We start from the raw sequence: 17,802 nt of genomic DNA, 5'->3' as shown, positions 1-17,802 counted from the left end.
GAGGCGGGGTCCGGAAGGGGCGGGGCCGGGGCTCAGGTGCGGCGCGGCCACAGGCCGGGGTCGGGGGCGAACCGGACGCACAGCTCCCCGTCCCGCAGGGAGGCGCCCTCGACGGTGCAGCGGCGCAGGGCGGCCGGCAGCGGCAGGATCCGCCGGAACGGGCCGACGTCGACGACGAGCTCGTCCTCACGCCGCACCAGGTCCAGGTCGGACCGCCGCGCGCCGGGCAGGGGCAGCCTCCAGACCATGACGCCGTCCCCGGCTAGGCGGTCCTCGACCGTCCACGGGTCGGCGCGCCCCTCCCCGGGAACGGCGCCGGCCGGTTCCGGCGGGGCGACGCCCAGGAGCGCGAGGTCGTCCGCGTCCCGGGGGACGCGGCCCAGGTGCGGCACCCCGCCGATCCCGGCGCCGGTCTCCGCACAGGCCCCGCGCAGTTCCTCCAGGTGCTCGCGCTGCCGGTCGGCGAGGGCGGCCAGCCACGGGTCCGGGGAGGCGGCGGGCAGCAGGCGGTTGGCGGTCACGGACTCGAGGCGGTGGCCGAACAGGGCGAGGCCGGCGCGCGCCAGGCGCAGTTCGTCGGCGGCCCCCGGGCCCGGTTCGACGACCAGTCGCACGGTGGTCGCCGGGGAGCGGACGACGGCCAGCGTCCCCGCCAGGGCCGAGCGCGCCCGCTCCGCGGCGGCGTACAGGGCCTGCGGCGGGGAGGGGACGCCGACGAGGCCGGCGAGCAGCGGGTGCAGGGCGCGGGCGGCCTGCCGCTCGGCGGGCAGCAGCCGGTTCAGGTAGCGGTCGAACTGCTCGGGCAGGGCGAGCGCGGCCAGCGCCTGGTGCACGGGCGGGCAGTCGACGACGACGGTGTCCCAGCCGGACGGCTCCCCGGCACCCCCTGCGGACCCGGGCAGCGCGGACCCGGACAACGCGGACCCGCGCAGGGCGCCCAGCAGGGCGAGCTGCTCGGCGCCGGGGAGTTCGGTGAGTTCCTCGGGGTCCAGCGGCCCCGCGCCCAGGAGGGCCAGGAGGGGCTCCGCGGCGCGCTGGAGGTCCGCCGCCCGGCCGCGGAAGTGCCCGCCGGGGTCGGTGCGGGCCGCCCACAGGCCGGGAACCCCGGGGACGGCGACGGAAGGTGACAGGCAGTCCGGGGCGTGCGGCCCCTCCGGGGCACCGGGGGCGTGCGGGCCGTCCCCGCCGGGCGGGCCGTCCCCGCCGGGCGGGCCGTCCCCGCCGGGTGGGCCGTCCGGCACGCCGGCCAGGGCGCGGTGTGCCGCCGGTCCGCGGTCGGTGGCGACGAGCAGGGTGCGCGCGCCGCCCCGGGCCGCGGCCAGCGCGGTGGCCGCGGCGACGGTGGTGCGGCCGGCCCCGCCGGTCCCGGTGACCAGGACGGTCCGGGCCGGGCGTCCCCCGGGAGCGGCGGCGGTCAGCTCTCGACCCGCTTCTTCAGCCCGGACAGGGCCCGGTCGATGATGACCTTCTCGGCCTTGCGCTTGATCATGCCCAGCATCGGGATCTTGACGTCGACGGTGAGGCTGTAGGTCACCTCGGTGCGGGTGCCGCCGTCGAGCGGGGCGAGGACGTAGGCGCCGTCCAGGGCCCGCAGCATCTGGGACTTCACCAGCGACCAGCGGACCTCGTGGTCGCCGATCCAGGTGTAGGCGAGGGTGTGGTCGTCCTTGATGGCGCCGGCGTCCAGGACGAGGCGGACCTGCTCGGCGCGGCCCGCGGCGTCCTTCGAGAGGATCTCGGCCTGCTTCACCTCGCCGGTCCACTCCGGGTACCTGGCGAAGTCGGAGATGACAGCCATGACCTCGGCCGGGCTCGCCTCGATCGTGATGCTCGACCTGGTGTGTTCCGCCATCGCGGTGGCTCCTCGGGGGCTTCGTCTCGTCCGAACTCGTCCGAATACCTGCCGGTGCAGGCTATCGCGCCGGTTCAGAACTCCAGCACCCAAGGGGTGCCCGTCGCACGGAAGTGACCCACGTTCACGCACTCGGTGGTGCCGATGCGCATCCGCCGCTCCAGGGGCTGGTGGACGTGCCCGAAGAGCGCGTACTTCGGGCGGGTGGCGCGGATCGCCTCCAGCAGGGCGGTGCTGCCGCGCTCGAAGCGGCGGGCGACGACGTCGTAGGTGAGTTCGGGCAGGGCCGGCGGGATGTGGGAGCACAGCACGTCGACCTCGCCGAGCGCCTCGACCTTGGCCGCGTACTCCTCGTCGGAGACCTCGTAGGGGGTGCGCATGGGGGTGCGCAGCCCGCCGCCGACGAACCCGAAGCGCAGGCCGCCCAGTTCGACGGTCTGCCCGTCCAGGACGGTGGTGCCGGGGCGGGCGAACTCCGGCCACAGCCGGGGGACGTCCACGTTTCCGTAGGTGGCGTAGGTGGGGGCGGGGAAGGCCGCGAACAGCTCGGCGTACTGCCGGCGCACGGCCTCCTCGACCGCCGCGCCCCGGTCGATCCCGGCCCACAGGCGGGCGGAGAGCTCGTGGGCCTCCTCGAAGCGGCGGGCGGTGCGCAGCTCCACGTAGCGGCTCGCGTTCCCGGCGCCGAAGAGGTCGGCGAAGATCCCGCGGGAGTGGTCGGCGTAGTCCAGGAAGAGGACGAGGTCGCCGAGGCAGACCAGGGCGTCGGCCCCCTCCCCCGCCCTGGCGAGGGCTTCATGGCTTCCGTGGACGTCGCTGACTACGTGGACCCGCATGCCGCCACCCTACGAGCCGTCGCGCGCGGCCCACCAGGAGCTTGGCGTACTGTGCCCTGTGCGGTCCGGGATTCCTGCACGGTGCGCGGCCGGGGGTTCCGGCACGGTGCGCGGTCCCCGGCGGACGCACAGTGAGCAGGGACGACCGGTCGTGTGTGACCCGTGGAACATCTGGGGGCACCCCCCTTACCCGAACGTTGTACTGATCGGTAACGTCCCTGCGGTCCATGTCGTTCCGTTGTTCACGGACTGCCGCCGAGCAGACCCCCTGCCGACGCAGCACGCACTGCCGACAATGCCGCCGGCGCCGATGAGGAGCAGCAGTTTTGCGCGAGTTCAGCCTTCCGGCCCTGTACGAGGTCCCCGCGGACGGCAATCTGACGGACCTCGTCCGCCGCAACGCCGCTCAGCATCCCGACGTGCCGGTGGTCGCCCGCAAGGTCGACGGCGCCTGGCAGGACGTCACCGCCTCCGCCTTCCTCGACGAGGTGCGCGCCGCCGCCAAGGGCCTGATCGCCTCCGGCGTCCGGGCGGGCGACCGGGTCGTCCTGATGTCGCGCACCCGCTACGAGTGGACGCTGCTGGACTTCGCGATCTGGACCGCGGGCGCGGTCACCGTGCCGATCTACGAGACCTCCTCCGCCGAGCAGGTCGAATGGATCGTCAGCGACTCCGGTGCCGTGGCCGCCTTCGTGGAGACCGCCGTGCACGAGGGGATCGTGGAGTCGGTGCGCGAGCGGCTGCCGCAGCTGGCGCACGTGTGGCAGATCGAGGCGGGGGGCGTCGACGCCCTGGTCTCGGCCGGCGCCGGCGTCCCCGACGCCGAGGTCGACACGCGCAGCGCCGTCGCGGACGCCGACTCCCCCGCGAGCATCGTCTACACCTCGGGCACCACCGGCCGGCCCAAGGGCTGCGTGCTGACCCACCGGTCGTTCTTCGCCGAGTGCGGCAACGTCGTGGAGCGGCTCGAGCCGCTGTTCCGCACCGGCGAGTGCTCGGTGCTGCTGTTCCTCCCGCTGGCCCACGTGCTGGGCCGGCTGGTCGAGGTCGCCGCGATGATGGCGCCGATCAGGCTGGGCCACGTCAGCGACATCAAGAACCTCACGGACGAACTCGCGAGCTTCCGCCCCACCATGGTGCTGGGCGTGCCGCGCGTCTTCGAGAAGGTCTACAACTCCGCCCGGGCGCAGGCCCAGGCCGGCGGCAAGGGGAAGATCTTCGACCGGGCGGCCGACACCGCCATCGCCTACAGCCGCGCCCTGGACACCCCCGGCGGCCCGGGGTTCGGCCTGAAGCTGAAGTACAAGCTGTTCGACAAGCTGGTCTACGGCAAGCTGCGCTCGGTCCTGGGCGGCCGGGCCAGGCACGCCATCTCCGGCGGCGCCCCGCTGGGCGAGCGCCTGGGCCACTTCTACCGCGGCATCGGCCTGGTCGTCCTGGAGGGCTACGGGCTCACCGAGTCCTGCGCCGCCACCGCGTTCAACCCCTGGGACCGCCCCAAGATCGGCACGGTGGGACAGCCGCTCCCCGGTTCCAAGATCCGCATCGCCGACGACGGCGAGATCCTGCTGCACGGCGAGAACCTGTTCACCGGGTACTGGAACAACCCGGCGGCCACCGCCGAGGCGCTCGAGGACGGCTGGTACCACACCGGCGACATAGGGACCCTCGACGAGGACGGCTACCTGACGATCACCGGCCGCAAGAAGGAGATCATCGTCACCGCGGGCGGCAAGAACGTCGCCCCGGCCGTGATCGAGGACCGCATCCGGGCCCACCCGCTGGTCGCCGAGTGCATGGTCGTCGGCGACGCCAAGCCGTTCGTCGGCGCCCTGATCACCCTCGACGAGGAGTTCCTGCCGCGCTGGCTGGAGGCCAACGGCAAGCCCGCCGGGGCCACCCCGGCCGAGCTGCGCGACGACCCCGAGCTGCGCGCCGAGATCCAGAAGGCGGTCGACGACGGCAACGCCGCGGTCTCGCACGCCGAGGCGGTCAAGAAGTTCCGCATCCTGGCGGCCTCCTTCACCGAGGAGTCCGGCCACGTCACCCCGTCGCTGAAGCTCAAGCGCAACATGGTGCTCAAGGACTACGCGGACGAGGTCGAGGCGATCTACCACCGCTGACCGTCCGCCGGCCCGGCGGACGGCCGCACGGACACGCAAGGACACGACGGAGGAGGGGCGCCGCGGTGCGGCGCCCCTCCTCCGTCGTGTCCGGCCCCGGTCACCGGTGGGTCACTCGTGGTGCAGCAGCTCCTTGAGTCGGTCGGCCAGGGCGTCCCAGCGCCACGCGTCCTCCACCCAGCGCCGGCCCCGCTCCCCCATGGCCCGGCGCAGCTCCGGGTCCTCCAGCAGGGCCGTGACGCGCTCCGCGACGGCCCCGGGGGAGCCGCCGGGCACCACGTAGCCCGTCTCGCCGTCCAGCACCGCGTCGGGGGCGCCGCCGGAGTCCCCGGCGACCACGGGCAGGCCGGTGGCCGACGCCTCCAGGTAGACGATGCCCAGGCCCTCCACGTCCAGCCCGCCGCGCCGGGTGCGGCACGGCATGGCGAACACGTCCCCGGCCCCGTAGTGCGCGGGCAGCTCCTCCCACGGCACCGGTCCGGTGAAGCGCACCGAGGAGGCGACGCCGGTCCGCTCCGCCAGCTTCTCCAGCTCCGCCCGGTACGGGCCGCCGCCGACCACCAGCAGGACCGCGTCCGGCACCCGGGCGAGGATCTCCGGCATGGCGCGCACCAGGGTGTCCTGGCCCTTGCGCGGCACCAGGCGCGACACGCACACCACCACCGGGCGGTCCGCCAGGCCCAGCCGGGCCCGCACCGCGTCGCCCCCGGAGGCCGGGTGGAAGGTCTTCTCGTCGACGCCCGGGGGCAGCTGCACCATGCGCCGGGCGGCGGCCGGGGTCAGCGCCGGGGCGATCCGGGAGCGGGTGTACTCGCCGAGGAAGGTGAGGACGTCGGTGCCCTCCCCGATGCGGCGCAGCAACTGCCGGGCGACGGGCAGCTGCGCCCATCCCGCCTCGTGGCCGTGCGTGGTGGCCACCAGGCGGCGGGCGCCGGCCCTCCGCAGCGCGGGGGCCATCAGCCCCAGCGGGGCGGCCGCCCCGAACCACACGGAGGTGCAGCCGTGCTCGCGCACCAGCGCGGCCGCGCGGCGGGTGGCCCCCGGGGTGGGCAGCAGCACGGTGGTACGGTCCCGCACGACGGGGAAGGGCTGCTCGGCGTCGAACTCGGCGACGGCGGCCGCACCCTCCTCGTCGTGCTTCCAGGTGGAGGCGTAGACGACCACCCGGTCGGGATCGAGGCGCAGTGCCATGCTGTGCACGAACGCCTGAATGCCGCCGGGGCGGGGCGGGAAGTCGTTGGTGACGATCAAGGTCCTGTCCATCCCGGCCGACAGTACCCGGTGCCCCCGGCGCCGCCGCACCGGCTCCGTCCGGGGCGGCACGGCCGGGACGGCACGGCATCGCGCACCGGGGCACGGCCCGGCGGTGCGGGCGGACGGCGACGGACGAGGTGGACACGGTGAGCGGCGGCACAGCGGAGCGAGCGGCGGGCCCGGCGGCCCGCACGGAGACCGGGGCGTTCCCCCGCGCCGGGAAGGACGCCCGGCCCGGGAACGGCCGCCCGGGACCGTCCTGGGCCCGGCCGCCCGGCCCTGGAACGCCCCGCGCCGTCCCTGCGGCCCTCCCGGTGCTGGCCTGGGCCGCCACCCGGGCGCTGCTGCTGGCGACGGTGCTCGGCCTGGTGCGGGTCCCCGGCCCGGACGTCACCAGCGACGTGTCGGTCATCTACCGCGGCTGGTACGAGGTGCTGCGCACCGGCACCTTCCCGCTGGACGACGTCACCTGGCAGTACCCGCCGGCCGCGGCGCTGGCCGTGCTCTCCCCGGCGCTGCTGCCTTTTCTGGAGTACGCCACGGCGTTCTTCGTCCTCGCCCTGGCCGCCGACGCGGCGGCGTTCGCGCTGCTCCTGCGGGCCGGGCGCCGTCCGGGCCGCTCGGGCGCCGGGGCCTGGGCGTGGATCGCGGGCGTGGCGCTGCTCGGCCCCACCGCCCTCTCCCGCTACGACCTGATGGTGACGGCGGTGGCGGTGGCCTCGCTGCTGGCCGCCGCCCGGTCGCCGAGGCTGTCGGGGGCGCTCGCGGGGTTCGGGGCGATGCTCAAGGTCTGGCCCGCCCTGCTGCTCCTCGGCACGGAGCGCGGCCGCCGCACCCGCGCCTCCTGGGCCTCGGCCGCGGTGACCGCCGCGGCGCTGGCCGTCCTGTTCGCCGGGGCGATGCCCGGGGCCTTCGCGTTCCTCACCTTCCAGAGGGACCGCGGCACCGAGGTGGAGTCGCTGGGGGCGCTGGTGTTCCACGTCGCCCGGCACTTCGGCTGGGAGGGCCAGGTGCTGCTCAACTACGGCTCGGTGGAGTTCCTCGGCCCGTACGTGGAGGCGGTCAGCGCCGCGGCCCTCGGCCTCACCGCGGCGGCGTTCGGCTGGCTGCTGGTGTGGCGGCTGCGGGCCCGGGAGTTCGGTGCCGCGACGCCCTTCGACGCGGCGTTCACCGCCGTGCTGCTGTTCACCACCACCAGCCGGGTGATCAGCCCGCAGTACATGATCTGGCTGGTGGGGCTGGGCGCGGTGTGCCTGACGGTGCGCAGCACCTCGCAGCGGCTCCCGGCCGCCCTGGTGCTGGCCGCCACGGCGGTGACGCTCCTGGAGTTCCCCCTCGGGTTCGCCCACGTCGTCGCCAGCGACGCGACCGGCATCACGCTGATGGTGGTGCGCAACGGGCTGCTGGTCGCCGCGTCGCTGGCCGCCTGCCGCGGCCTGTGGCGCTCCACCGTGACACCCGCCGGGAGGCCCGCTGTGACGCCCGCCGGGACGCTCCCGGGCTGATCACCCGGTCACCGGCCGTCCCCCGCGCCGGCATCCCCCGCGCCGCCGCCCGCGGTACCGGCGGCGGGCGCTCCGCCGCCGCGCGCCCGCGCCGGCGGGCAGCACGGGCGGCTGTCCCCACGCATCGCCGCGGCGATGCGCCGGACCGCGCTGGGATGGGTGCCGAAGAGCAGGTGCAGCAGCCGGGGCGGGTCGACGTCGGAGACGTTGGCCACCGACAGCCGCCGCTGCATCGCCACGAACCCCGCCGCGTCACCGGTGAGCCCGAGCGCGTGGCGGTCGGCGCGCGCCTCGGCGCGGCGGCCGGCCGCGCGGCCGAAGGGCCCGGCGAGCGCGCCGCCCACCGCGACGGCCAGGAGCAGCAGTGCCGTCGAGCGCGGGTCCGCGAGACCGTCGGCGCCCGCCGCCGACAGCAGCGGTCCCGGACGCAGCGCGGCCGCCAGGGCGCACACCCCCGCCGCCGCGCCCAGGGCAGCCAGCGCGGTGCCGCGCGCCACGTCCCGGTGCCTGACGTGGCCCAGTTCGTGGGCCACGACCAGCTCCACCTCGCGCGGCGGGGCGGTGGCCAGCAGGGTGTCGTAGACCACGATCCGGCGCGTGGCGCCGAAACCGGAGACGTAGGCGTTGAGCGCCGTGGTGCGGCGGGAGGCGTCCGCGACCAGGACCTCCCGCACCCGGACGCCGTCCGCCGCGGCGAGGCCCAGGAGCGCGTCGCGCAGCGGCCCGGGCTCCATGGGGGTGAAGCGGTTGAAGACCGGCTCCAGCAGCAGCGGGGCGAGCCAGGAGACGGCCGTGACGCCCAGGGCCGCCGCCGCGGCCGCCCAGGCCCACCAGGTGTCCGGGGCGGCGGCCAGGAGCGCGTGCAGGCCCAGGAGGGCGCCCAGGGCGAGGGGGAGGGAGAGCGCCAGGCCGCGCAGCAGGTCCGCGGACCAGCCGCCCCAGCCCCGGGTGTCCAGGCCGGCGTCGCGGCGCACCACGTGCAGCCGGGCCGCGAACGGCAGCCGGGCCAGGTCGAGGAGCAGCAGCAGCGCCAGCCCGCCGCACAGCACCCGCACCGGCCGGGCGTCGCCGAACGGGGCGGAGGCCGCGTCGACGATCCGCGCCCCGGCCGGGGTGAGGCCCAGCACGGCGAGCAGGGCCGTCGAGACCGCGCGGGCCGTCAGGACCGGGATCCACTGCGCCCTGGCCAGTGCGCGCCCCCGCGCCCTCTCCTGCGGCGTGAACACCTCCGGCGCCCCGGCGGCAGCCGCGTCCCCCGCGTTCCCTGCCTCCTGCGGGGGGCGCGCGGCAGGGCCGGGGACGGGGCGTCCGGACGGCAGTGCGTCGCTCACGACAGTTCCTCCAGCGTGTAGGCGCGCCAGTCCTCGGTGAACTCCTCCAGGCCCACCCCCAGGACCTCGCGCATCGCGGCGTCGACCGGGTCGGCGCGGCCGGTGCCCGCGCCGACCGCCCGGTAGAGGTCCACGAGCGCGTCCTCCCCCCACTTCTCGGCGGTCATCCGGCAGGCCAGCCAGGCCGCCTCGTAGGCGGTCGCCAGGCCCTCCCGCCCTCCTCCGAACGCCTCGTCGCCGGGCAGGCGGGCCGGGGGGCGGCCCGCCGCGACCTCGGCGCGCAGCTCCGGGGCGGCCCGGGCGGGGGCGGTACCGGTCCCGCGGTAGCCGGCCCAGTCGGCGAAGCCCTCCGACAGCCACAGCGGCGTGGCGTCCGTGGTCGCGGAGCGGGTGGCGACGTGCGCGGCCTCGTGCACCGTCACGACCCGCCGGCCCAGCGGGCCGAGCCCGCCGAACGCCTCGGGGTTGACCACGACCCGGTCGGCGGCCGCGCCCGGCGCGCCGCCCGGCCTCCCGGTGGTGACCGCCGCCATGTCCCGGTAGGCGGCCGGCTCCGCGCCCAGCAGTTCCGCCATCCCCTCCGGGGAGCCGGGCACCAGGACCACGACACGCTCCGCCCACTTCCCGCCCCAGGCGGCGGTGACGGCCGGTACCGCCGCGTCGGCCAGGTCCGCGTACGCCTTCGTCCCGTCGCGGTCCCCGAGTCCGAGGACGAGGCTGTGCCGCCCGCGGACGACCGTCATCTCCCCCTGCTCCCACAGGTGGACCGCGCCCCTCGGGCCCCCGGAGCGCCCGCCGGTGTCCGAGGAGAGGACCCAGCCGCCGCCGCGGCGGGTGAACGTCCAGTACTCGGTGGAGGCGACCGGCTCGGTGTCGAAGCCCTCGATCCGGTGCTCCAGCACCACCCGGGCAGCGACCCCCCGCGCAGCGCCGGAGCCCGGGAGCGGACGGGTGCCGGTCCCGGCCAGCCGGTACCGCCAGGAGGCCAGGGGGAGGCGCCGCAGGTTGCGGAACTCCCTGCGCTGCAGGTTCCGGAACTCCCGCGCGGCCGGGTCGACGCCGGCCAGGAACGCCTCCTCGTCGCCGTCCAGGACGGCCCGGGCCCGCCGGTCCAGCAGCCGCTGGACCGCGGCCCGCTCCTCCGCGCCCGTGCCTGCGCCCGGGCTCCCGCCCGCAGCCGGGCCCTCGGGCCCGGGCAGGAGAAGGAGCGCGACGGCACAGGCCAGGGCCGCGGCGGTCGCCGCGGCCCGGCGGAACACCACCGCACGCCGAGCCGTCACCCGACCGATCGTAGGCGCCGGCGCCCTTGCGGGGGCGGGCCCGGTGCCCCGGAGACCGGTCTCACACCCTGGTGACGCCCGTGACCGGCATCATGTCGACCGGGTCGTAGCGCACCGCGGCGCCGGGACGGGGCGCGTGCACCACCTGCCCGCCGCCGACGTACATGGCCACGTGGGAGGCGTCGCCGCGGTAGAGCACCAGGTCGCCCGGCCTGGCCTCCTCCAGGGGGATGCGCCTCCCGGCGTTCAGCTGCCCCTGCGAGGTGCGCGGCAGGGCCACCCCCGCCTGGCGGTAGGACCACACCATGAGCCCCGAGCAGTCGAAGGAGCTCGGGCCGGAGGCCCCCCAGACGTACGGCAGGCCGACGGCCCGCTGCGCGGCGGCCACCGCGGCCGCGGCGCGGCCGGAGGCGGGCGCGGTCCGCAGGCCCTCCTGGTACCGGTCCGGGAGCGGGGCCCGCCCGTCGCCGGGGCCCAGGCCCAGGCGGGCGCGTTCGGCCGGGTCGAGGCGGTCGAGCAGCCGCCGGGCGGCGGCGAGCCGGGACTGCACCGCCCTGCGGTGCGCCGCCAGTTGCGCGCGGGTCTCGTCCAGTCGGTCCAGGGTGGTCGTGGCCTCGGCGCGCTTCTGCCGCACCTCGCGCTGTGCGGCGACCGCCTCGCGCAGTTCCGCGGCCCTGCGTCCGGCGACGCGCTCCAGGGTCGCGGCCCGGTCGAGGTACTCGCCGGGCTCCGAGGAGAGGACGAGGCCCACCGCCGGATCGATGCCGCCGGAGCGGTACTGGGCCGTGGCGACGGGACCGAGCCCCTCGCGGAGCCGGTTGAGCCGTTCCTGGCCCCGGGCGGCCTCGTCCTGGAGCTCGTCGATCCGCTCCTCCAGGCCCTCCTCGCGCTCCTTGGCCGCGTTGTACCGCTCGGCGGCCCGCTCGGCCTGTTCGTGGAGCCTGTCGACGCGGGCCTTCACCGCGCGCGGCTCGTCGCGCGGGGCCGCCTCCGCGGTGACGGCCGGGGCCAGGACGGCCGCTGCGGCCGCCGCGGCGGCGGAGATCCCGGTGACCCGGCCCGGACGGCCGGGCCCTCGCCGCACGGTCGGGCGGTGGGAGACCACCTGTCCGCACCTCCTCACTTCCCGGGCGGACCGTCGCCTGCCGCCCGGGAGGGCGGACACCCCGGCGGATCCGCGGGCAGAGAGTAGCCGGGTCGTCACGAGGAGTACAAAGCGCCCCTGTGGACAACCGCGGACCTGCCTGACGGAACCGCAGGTCGGGGCGGGGGCGCAGCCGGCCGCGGGGGAAACCGTTCCCCCGAACGGGCCATTGCGCCGGGCCACTGCGCCGGGCGGCCGCGGCAATCGGCAACACGCCGCGGCGGGGAACGCGGAGGGCCCCGCCGGTCGCACCGGCGGGGCCCTCGGGAGAAGACGACGGTCGGTCAGACGCGCACGCCGAACATGAACGGCATGTTGTTGATCGACTCGTAGCGCACCACGGCACCCGGCTTGGGGGCGTGCAGGATCTGCCCGTTGCCGGCGTAGAAGCCGACGTGGTGCAGGTCGCTGTAGAAGAAGACCAGGTCGCCCGGCTGGAGCTGGCTCTGCGTCAGGCGGGTGCCTATGTTGGCCTGCTGCTGGGAGGTCCGGGGTATGGCCACGCCGACCTGGGCGAAGGACCAGGAGGTCAGGCCGGAGCAGTCGAAGGAGCTCGGGCCGGAGGCGCCGTAGACGTACGGGGAGCCGACCTTGCCCTGGGCCACCGCGAAGGCCGAGGCGGCGCGCTGCGTGGCGGACCCCTCGTTGCCCAGGCTGGCGCGGGAGGTGCTGGCGCGGGAGGCGCGCTCCTCCTCCTTCTTGAGGGCGGCCTGCTCCTCGGCGGTGAGCGTGTTGAGGAGCTTCTGGGCCTTGGCGAGCTTGGCCTGGACCTCCTTCTTCTGCTCCCCCAGTTCCTTGCGGGTCTCCTCGAGCTCGGCGAGCTTGGAGCTCGCCTCGGTGCGCTGCTGCTCCAGCGCCCGCTTCTGCTCCTTGATCTCCTCGAGCGCGCCGGCCTGCTTGGCCGTCAGCTGGTCGAGTGTGGAGGCCCTGCTGAGGTAGTCGTCCGGGTCCGAGGAGAGGAACAGCTGGACCGACGGGTCGACGCCGCCCGAGCGGTACTGCGCGCTGGCCAGCGAACCCAGTTCGTCCTGCAGGTCGTTCAGTTCCGCCTGCTGGCGGGCGACCTTGTCCTGGATGTCGTCGACCTGGTCCTGGAGCTTGTCCTGCTTCTCCCGGGCCCCGTTGAACTTCTCGGTAGCGTGTTCCGCTTCCTCGTAGAGCTTGTCGACCTGCTCCTTGACCTCGGTCTTGGAGTCCTTAGGGGCCGCACTGGCGGAGTTGGCGGTCAGGGCCACGGCGGCCGCGGCGGTGGCGGTCAGCACGGTGACACGGGCTCTGCCGGGCTGCTTGGGACGACGGTGGGACGCCACGAAGGCGAGCTCCTTCTTCCTCCGGCCGCCTACCGGGTGAGCTGTCGGGTTCGGGCCGGAAGCTGCCCTACGACGCGTCACCACCCGTCAGGGCAGCCCTCGCACCGATTCACCCCGGAGATGTGGTTCCCCGGCTCCGAGCGATGTCGGACTCGGCGGAAGTCCCCGCTGCCGTCCGGGATGGACGGTCGACTGCGCAGAGACTCGGCCCCGACCTTAGTGACGGCGCCGCTCTCCGTTCAAATCTCTCGCAGAAAAAACCGTCGCCTCCCGGAATTCTTTGCACGAATTCCACCAGCAGTGACGGACGTGCGACTCTCGGTTCCCGAACCCCGCTCCGCACGGACGGAAATGTGCCGCGCGTCACACCGGCCCGACTGTCCCCGGCAAAAGGGAATTCCTCTGCGAGAACGGACTGTTGGGGCGGTCAGACACGGTTCAGGCGCTTTACCAGAACAGCGGAGGCGACGGGCCTGGCGCCGACCCGGGCGATGCCCTCGGCGACCTCGCGGTCGGTGGAGACCACGACCACCGGGCGGCCCGGCGGCTCGGCCCGCACCAGACGGCGGATCAACTCGTCCGCTGTCTCACCGGGCTTGCTGAAGAGCACCCGCACACCACGCGGCGGCGCCAGGAGAACCGGGGCCGCCAGCTCCGCCCCGTCGAAGACGCAGGTGATCTCGGCGCCGCTCTGGGCGGCCAGCGCGGACAGCCCGCCGAGCAGCCTCAGCCGCTGCTTGTCCAGCGGCATCGTGGGATAGCCGGTCTTGGTGACGTTGTAGCCGTCGACCACCAAGTGGGCCTGGGGAAGCGCGAGGAGCTGGTCGAGGAGGGCGGGGTCGTCCTCGGACAGCGCCCGGTGGGCCAGGTCCTTGACCGAGACCGATCCCGGCGCCACCGCGTCGACGGTGTCGGCGGGACGCCCCGGGGACGGGGGCAGGGCCAGTTCGCGGCGCAGACCGCGGGCCGCGTCCAGCACGGTGTCCAGCAGCAGGCGCAGGCGCATGTCCTCCATGCTGCGCCCCTCCCGCGCCGCCCTCCTGCCGGCCTCCAGGGCCGCCTCCGTCTCGGCGAGCCGGGCCCGCAGCCGGCGGGCCTCGCTGTCGGCCGCGGCGAGCTGCGCGGCCGAGGCGGCCCGCACCGACTCCAGCTCCGCCTCGGTCTTGCGCAGGGCGGCCTGGGCGCGCTTGGTGTCACTGGTGGCGCTGCGCAGCTTGCGGGCGAGGGAGTCCGCCTCCTTGCGGGCGGCCTCGAGCTCGACCCGGGCCCGCTCGCCCTCCTGGCGGGCGGAGGTCCGCTGCTGGGCGAGCTCCTCCTTCAGCCGGGCCAGCTCGCGGGCCGTCTCCTCGCCGGCCCGTTCGGCCTGCGCGCGGTCCACCTCCTCGCCCGCCGCCACGACGAGCTTCACCCAGCCGGACGGACGCAGCAGGTACGCGGCCGCGGCCACGTCCACCGGGTCGGCCGCGGCCGGGGGCACGCCGGCCTCCAGGGCCCCGGACAGCTCGGGCTGCTCGGAACGGAACCGTTCGGCCATCCGGAGGCGGAAGCCGTCGTCGGACTCCAGGCAGGAGGCCAGCGCGGTGGCCGCGAACCGGGCGCGGCGCGCGGGGGCGAAGCGGGCGTACTGCCTCAGCTGGGACGGCAGCTCCGCGGCCGGCAGGGCCCCCAGCTCGGCGGCCGAGAAGGCCACCACCTTGCGCCGGACGCTCTCGGGCAGCGGCCGCTCCAGGACGTCCGGCGGGCCCGGCGAGTCCGCCGCTCCGGGGCCGCCGGCGCCCTCCGGGCCGCCGGCACCCTCCGGGGCGCCGGCCGCGCGGGATTCCGGTCCGTCGCACGGCGCGGCCGCGGGACGGCGGTCCCGCGGTTCCTCCGCGCCGCCGTCCGCCGGCGGGTGCTCACCCGTCCGCTCCACCACGTCCGCTCCTCAGTCCCGCCCGGCGCCTCCTGGGGCCTGTCCGGTGACGTCCATTGTGGCAAGACCCCCGTCAGGCCTGCCCGGTCTCCGTACGTGCGTCGGGCCGGTCCACCAGCTCGACCTGGTCCACCGCGTTGCACCAGCGGCAGCGCACGGACTCCACGGTCTCGCTGACGACCTCGCGCTCCTCCACCGTCGGCTCGCCGGCCAGGTCGAGGTGGACGTACTCGACCGCCTTGGTGGAGCGGGTGACGTCGAACCGGGTCAGGTTGCCGCACAGGGTGCAGCGCCAGCGGGTGGTTGCCGTCGGCAGGGGAACCGGCATCTGGCTGTGCCTCTCTTTCGGCTGGTGCACTCACCCGCAACCCTACGGCCTGGGGCCCGCCGGGATCACAGCGAGTCCCGCCGTGCCCGAAATGACCGCCCCGTGCCACCGGGGCCTCCCGGCGCGGGCGCGCCCCTCCCGTCCGCGCACCCGCACGGGCGGCCGGGGCCCGTCCGGGCCGTGGCACGCCCCGGGCGAGCGGATAGTCTGAAACACGCAACCGGCCCGACCCGAGGAGACAGTCCGTCGTGATCACCGCGATCGTGCTCATCAAGACCAGCGTCGACAGGATCCCGGAGATCGCGGAGACCGTCGCCGCCCTGGACGGGGTCAGCGAGGTGTACTCGGTCACCGGCACCTACGACCTGATCGCGCTGGTCCGGGTGGCCCGGCACGAGGACCTGGCCGAGGTGATCCCCGGCCGGATCAGCAAGGTGGAGGGCGTGGAGTTCACCGAGACCCACATCGCCTTCCGCACCTACTCCCAGCACGACCTCGAGGCCGCGTTCGCCATCGGCCTGGACGCCTAGGCCCCCGGGAGGCGCCGGCCCGGGCGCCCGGGCCGGCAGCGGGAACGCGCCGGGCCCGGCAGGGGCGCCCGTCCGCCGGACGGGCGCCCCGCCGCACTCCCCGCCGGTTCAGGCGTTGCTGGCCGCGATCCAGCGCTCCAGGACCGCCAGCGCCGCACCGGAGTCCAGCGACTCCGCCGCCCGCTCCATGCCGGCCCGGATCTGCTCCTCCAGGGTGCCGCTCCCCGGGTCCAGGGCCGTCAGGGCCGCCGCGGAGTTCAGCAGCACCGCGTCCCGCACCGGGCCCCGCTCGCCCTCCAGCAGGCGGCGCGCCACGTCCGCGTTGTACGAGGCGTCCGCACCCCGCAGGGCCTCCACCGGCACCAGTTCCAGGCCCACGTCGCGCGGGTCGAACCCCGTCTCGGTGACCGACCCGTCGCGGACCACCCACACCCGGGAGGTGGCGGTGGTGGTCAGCTCGTCCAGGCCGTCGTCGCCGCGGAAGACCAGCGCGGAGGTGCCCCGCTCGGCGAGCACCCCGGCGACGATCGGGGCCATGCGGGCGTCCGCGACACCGGTGGCCTGGGACTTCACCCGCGCCGGGTTGGTCAGCGGGCCGAGGAAGTTGAAGGTGGTCGCCACCCCCAGCTCCCGGCGGGCCGCCGCCACGTGCCGCAGGGAGGGGTGGAACTTCACCGCGAAGCAGAAGGTGATGCCCGCCTCGCCGGCCACCTCGGCCACCCGCTGCGGGGTCAGCTCCAGGTTGACGCCGAGCTTCTCCAGCACGTCGGAGGCGCCGCTGGCGGAGGAGGCCGCCCGGTTGCCGTGCTTGACCACCTTCGCGCCGGTGCCGGCCACCACGATCGACGACATGGTGGAGATGTTCACGGTGCGCGCCCGGTCGCCGCCGGTGCCCACGATGTCCACGCTCGGGCCGGGCACCTCGATGGTGTTGGCGTGCCCGTACATCGCGCGCACCATGCCGGACACCTCGCCGACGGTCTCGCCCTTGGCCCGCAGCGCCATCGCGAACCCGGCGATCTGGGCGTCCGACGCCTCGCCCCGCATGATCCGGTCCATCGCCCACGCGGAGTCGTCCGCGCTCAGGTGCTCGCCGCGCAGCAGGGTCGTCAGCACGTCCGGCCAGGTGCGGGCCGCCACGCTGCCGACGCCTGCCGGGGTCTCAACGCTCATGGTCCACTCCTGGGAATCGGTACGCGCGAAGGGCTCTCCTCGCCCACAGCCAGGGTATCGGGGCGCCCGCCGACCGTGCGGCGGCCGACCGCAGTGCGGACGGCCGCGGCACCGACGGCCGACGGTCCGCAGCACGACGGAGACGCCCGGTGACGGCGCCCCGTCCCCGCGGGGCGCCGCCGCGGCAGGGCGCCGTCACCCCTCCCGCAGGAGCTCCAGCAGCGGCGCGGACAGTTCCGGCACCGCCGCCCCGACCCGCTGCGCCTCCCACAACCGCCGGACGTACGCGACCGCGTGCTCGCGCAGGCGCCGCTCCCTGCGTCCCCGCGCGGCGCCCGCCAGCCAGACCCACACGCCGAGGACACCGAGCAGGACGCCCGCGTACCCGACGGGCTCCCGCTCCAGCACCGCCCAGCCGACCGCAACCGCACCCGCGGCGAGCAGGACCCAGCCCGCTTCGTCGTGCCATCCGCCGCCGGAGGCGAGCCGCTCGTACTCGGCCACCTCGGCCGGCTTCGGGGGCACGGCAGGCACCACGCCGGACCGCGCGTGCCCCGCGTGCCCCGCGTGCCCCGGAGCCCCGGCCGGCAGGGGCGTCCCGTCCGGGCCGGGCACGTCCGGAGCGGGCACGTCCGGGCCGGACACGTCCGGCAGCGGTACCGCCGACCGGGTGCCGGTGCTGCCGGTCAGCCAACCGGGGACGTACACCAGGGGCACGCCGTGCGCCTTCGCCGTGGCCAGCACCTGCCGGTATCCGACGAGCACCGGGTGCCGCAGCGCCCGCATCCCCCGCCGGTGGAACACGACCGTGCCCGCGACGCCCAGCAGCAGCACTCCCGTCGGGGGGCCGAACCGGGCGGCGACGGCTCCCGGGTCCTCGAAGGCGGTCCGGCCGGCCCCGCCGAGCCCCACCCAGAGCAGCCACACCAGCCCGACGGCCAGGACCAGCGCACCGAGCCACACCACGGGGCCCTCCTGCGCCTTCCCCACGGTCCTGCGGTGCTTCTCCAGCATCCGCGCGACCGCCGCGTCGTCGAAGTAGTCCACCCCGTGCGCGGCGCCGATCCGCCGCACGCTCTCCGCCAGCCGCGGATCGCCGCGCAGCACCGCGCCCGACACCGGCAGCAGGGGCGTTCCGTCGTCCCCGCCCGCGCCCGTGGCGTTCCTCCGGCCGGCGGCCGGTCCCCGTTGCCCGTGCATCCCCGTCTCCCCGTCTCCCCGTTC

General features: G+C 76.0%; 15 protein-coding genes and 1 riboswitch. Of the genes, 3 read left to right on the top strand and 12 right to left on the bottom strand.

All coding sequences use genetic code 11. The features are described 5' to 3' along the window. Window positions 1-32: 32 nt before the first annotated feature. From GQS52_RS20715 to GQS52_RS20705, 3 genes are all read right to left on the bottom strand, one after another. Window positions 33-1,376 (bottom strand): ArsA-related P-loop ATPase, encoded by a 1,344-nt coding sequence (locus GQS52_RS20715; RefSeq protein WP_275946493.1) that lies wholly within the window; start codon window positions 1,374-1,376, stop codon window positions 33-35. Between the two features lie 38 nt (window positions 1,377-1,414). Next, the gene (locus tag GQS52_RS20710; protein ID WP_182314848.1) at window positions 1,415-1,852 is read right to left on the bottom strand and encodes an SRPBCC family protein; all 438 of its coding nucleotides are present in this window, start codon (window positions 1,850-1,852) and stop codon (window positions 1,415-1,417) included. Between the two features lie 74 nt (window positions 1,853-1,926). Then, window positions 1,927-2,688 carry a metallophosphoesterase gene (locus tag GQS52_RS20705; RefSeq protein WP_182314847.1) on the bottom strand — a complete coding sequence of 254 codons (762 nt, stop codon included), beginning with the start codon at window positions 2,686-2,688 and terminating at the stop codon, window positions 1,927-1,929. 326 nt (window positions 2,689-3,014) lie between these two features. On the opposite strand from GQS52_RS20705, the gene GQS52_RS20700 reads away from it, so the two are divergent. Then, window positions 3,015-4,811, top strand: coding sequence for an AMP-dependent synthetase/ligase (locus GQS52_RS20700; protein WP_182314846.1), 1,797 nt, complete (start codon window positions 3,015-3,017; stop codon window positions 4,809-4,811). 111 nt (window positions 4,812-4,922) lie between these two features. Here the strand turns inward: GQS52_RS20700 and GQS52_RS20695 are convergent, their stop codons facing one another. Continuing rightward, window positions 4,923-6,074: a glycosyltransferase family 4 protein gene (locus tag GQS52_RS20695; protein ID WP_182314845.1), complete on the bottom strand. Its 1,152-nt coding sequence runs from the start codon at window positions 6,072-6,074 to the stop codon at window positions 4,923-4,925. Between the two features lie 308 nt (window positions 6,075-6,382). Here GQS52_RS20695 and GQS52_RS20690 point away from each other — a divergent pair, with 308 nt between their 5' ends. After that, complete coding sequence (locus GQS52_RS20690) at window positions 6,383-7,570, top strand: glycosyltransferase 87 family protein (protein ID WP_259371167.1); 1,188 nt, start codon at window positions 6,383-6,385, stop codon at window positions 7,568-7,570. Between the two features lie 8 nt (window positions 7,571-7,578). Here the strand turns inward: GQS52_RS20690 and GQS52_RS20685 are convergent, their stop codons facing one another. From GQS52_RS20685 to GQS52_RS20660, 6 genes are all read right to left on the bottom strand, one after another. Next, window positions 7,579-8,901, bottom strand: coding sequence for a M48 family metalloprotease (locus tag GQS52_RS20685; RefSeq protein WP_259370885.1), 1,323 nt, complete (start codon window positions 8,899-8,901; stop codon window positions 7,579-7,581). After that, window positions 8,898-10,181, bottom strand: coding sequence for a hypothetical protein (locus tag GQS52_RS20680; protein WP_259370884.1), 1,284 nt, complete (start codon window positions 10,179-10,181; stop codon window positions 8,898-8,900). Before GQS52_RS20680 ends, GQS52_RS20685 begins: the two co-directional genes overlap by 4 nt. Window positions 10,182-10,242: 61 nt before the next feature. Continuing rightward, entirely contained in the window at window positions 10,243-11,286 is a 1,044-nt protein-coding gene (locus tag GQS52_RS20675; RefSeq protein WP_182314844.1) for a C40 family peptidase, read from the bottom strand. 323 nt (window positions 11,287-11,609) lie between these two features. Continuing rightward, window positions 11,610-12,635: a C40 family peptidase gene (locus tag GQS52_RS20670; protein ID WP_182314843.1), complete on the bottom strand. Its 1,026-nt coding sequence runs from the start codon at window positions 12,633-12,635 to the stop codon at window positions 11,610-11,612. A 10-nt stretch (window positions 12,636-12,645) separates the two neighbouring features. Further along, window positions 12,646-12,803: riboswitch (cyclic di-AMP (ydaO/yuaA leader) on the bottom strand. Window positions 12,804-13,062: 259 nt separating this feature from the next. Further along, window positions 13,063-14,364 carry an NYN domain-containing protein gene (locus GQS52_RS20665; protein WP_182316602.1) on the bottom strand — a complete coding sequence of 434 codons (1,302 nt, stop codon included), beginning with the start codon at window positions 14,362-14,364 and terminating at the stop codon, window positions 13,063-13,065. 256 nt (window positions 14,365-14,620) lie between these two features. Further along, window positions 14,621-14,875, bottom strand: coding sequence for a hypothetical protein (locus tag GQS52_RS20660; protein WP_182314842.1), 255 nt, complete (start codon window positions 14,873-14,875; stop codon window positions 14,621-14,623). A gap of 248 nt (window positions 14,876-15,123) precedes the next feature. On the opposite strand from GQS52_RS20660, the gene GQS52_RS20655 reads away from it, so the two are divergent. Continuing rightward, entirely contained in the window at window positions 15,124-15,405 is a 282-nt protein-coding gene (locus GQS52_RS20655; RefSeq protein ID WP_182314841.1) for an Lrp/AsnC ligand binding domain-containing protein, read from the top strand. 108 nt (window positions 15,406-15,513) lie between these two features. Here the strand turns inward: GQS52_RS20655 and trpD are convergent, their stop codons facing one another. Together trpD and GQS52_RS20645 are read right to left on the bottom strand one after the other, a co-directional pair. Then, complete coding sequence (gene trpD, locus GQS52_RS20650) at window positions 15,514-16,578, bottom strand: anthranilate phosphoribosyltransferase (protein WP_182314840.1); 1,065 nt, start codon at window positions 16,576-16,578, stop codon at window positions 15,514-15,516. Window positions 16,579-16,773: 195 nt separating this feature from the next. Next, on the bottom strand, window positions 16,774-17,778 hold the full coding sequence (locus GQS52_RS20645; protein WP_259370883.1) for a hypothetical protein: 1,005 nt from the start codon (window positions 17,776-17,778) through the stop codon (window positions 16,774-16,776). Between the last annotated feature and the right edge of the window lie 24 nt (window positions 17,779-17,802).

The sequence above is a fragment of the Streptomyces sp. SCUT-3 genome, from assembly GCF_014083985.1.
In the GTDB taxonomy this organism is placed as follows: Bacteria; Actinomycetota; Actinomycetes; order Streptomycetales; family Streptomycetaceae; genus Streptomyces_H; species Streptomyces_H thermolineatus.
The sequence above is the reverse complement of the archived record's forward strand: the minus strand, read 5'-3'. Positions and strand labels throughout refer to the sequence as shown.

Bases quoted from the DNA above. Each gene is read 5' to 3' on its own strand.
- GQS52_RS20660 (WP_182314842.1), bottom strand. From the start codon at position 14,875: ATGCCGGTTCCCCTGCCGACGGCAACCACCCGCTGGCGCTGCACCCTG.
- GQS52_RS20705 (WP_182314847.1), bottom strand. From the start codon at position 2,688: ATGCGGGTCCACGTAGTCAGCGACGTCCACGGAAGCCATGAAGCCCTC.
- trpD (WP_182314840.1), bottom strand. From the start codon at position 16,578: ATGAGCGTTGAGACCCCGGCAGGCGTCGGCAGCGTGGCGGCCCGCACC.
- GQS52_RS20710 (WP_182314848.1), bottom strand. From the start codon at position 1,852: ATGGCGGAACACACCAGGTCGAGCATCACGATCGAGGCGAGCCCGGCC.
- GQS52_RS20645 (WP_259370883.1), bottom strand. From the start codon at position 17,778: ATGCACGGGCAACGGGGACCGGCCGCCGGCCGGAGGAACGCCACGGGC.
- GQS52_RS20695 (WP_182314845.1), bottom strand. From the start codon at position 6,074: ATGGACAGGACCTTGATCGTCACCAACGACTTCCCGCCCCGCCCCGGC.